The sequence below is a fragment of the Pseudomonas sp. MF08817 genome (assembly GCF_059862705.1).
In genome coordinates, this window is record NZ_JCBCUY010000103.1 from 1 (window position 1) to 945 (window position 945).

Annotated in this window: 1 protein-coding gene; it reads left to right on the plus strand. The window is 57.8% G+C overall.

The genetic code is table 11. The features are described 5' to 3' along the window. Positions 1-11: 11 nt before the first annotated feature. On the plus strand, positions 12-945 hold a 934-nt coding region (locus tag AC19YR_RS24780), incomplete at its 3' end, for an immunoglobulin-like domain-containing protein (RefSeq protein ID WP_500600442.1).

Here is a 945-nt window from a genome sequence, read left to right on the forward strand (position 1 = left end):
AAGGCGACAAGGTGACTGTTTCGATCACTGGCGACGGCCCAGTCTTCGAGAACCAAGCACAGAAATTCACCGTTTCGGTCAGCCAAAAACTCGACCATGACCTCACCGTGACCCTGAAAAACGGCGCTGTTGTCGTTATCAAGGCCGGCGAACTGAGCGTTCCGTACGAACGTGCCGCGCAAGGCGACGACGTCTACAAAGACGGCGAAACCGTCCCAATGGGCATCGACACCGCCACCGTTGACGGCAAATCCTTCGAAAACCTGGTGATCGGCGGCGATGCTTCGGTTGTTGTGAACGACACCGAAACCGAAGTCGTCGCCACCCTGACCGTGGATAAAACCACCGTCACCGAAGGCGGCGACGTGACCTACACCGTCACGCTGACCAACAAAGCCGGGCTGCCGATGGAAAGCCACGGCCCGCTGACGTTCACCCTGAGTGACGGCACCAAAATTAACGTTAAGGCCGGCGAAACCACCGGTACTGCGGTCGTTCAAACCACCAACGACGTGTTCACTGGCGGCCAACCTTCGCTGGTGAACAAACTCGTCGGTGTTGATGGCGCAGACGATTTCGAGAAACTGACCCTCGATCCGAAAGAGCACACCACTACCGTTACCGATCAGCCGACCGGTGAAGGCGACAAGGTGACTGTTTCGATCACTGGCGACGGCCCGGTCTTCGAGAACCAAGCGCAGAAATTCACCGTCAGCGTCAGCCAGAAGTTGGATCACGATTTGACCGTGACCCTCAAAAACGGCGCAGTTGTGGTCATCAAGGCTGGCGAACTGAGCGTTCCTTACGAGCGTGCTGCTCAAGGCGACGACGTCTACAAAGACGGCGAAACCGTGCCAATGGGCATCGACACCGCCACCGTGGACGGCAAATCCTTCGAGAACCTGGTGATCGGCGGTGATGCCTCGGTAGTCGTGAACGACACCG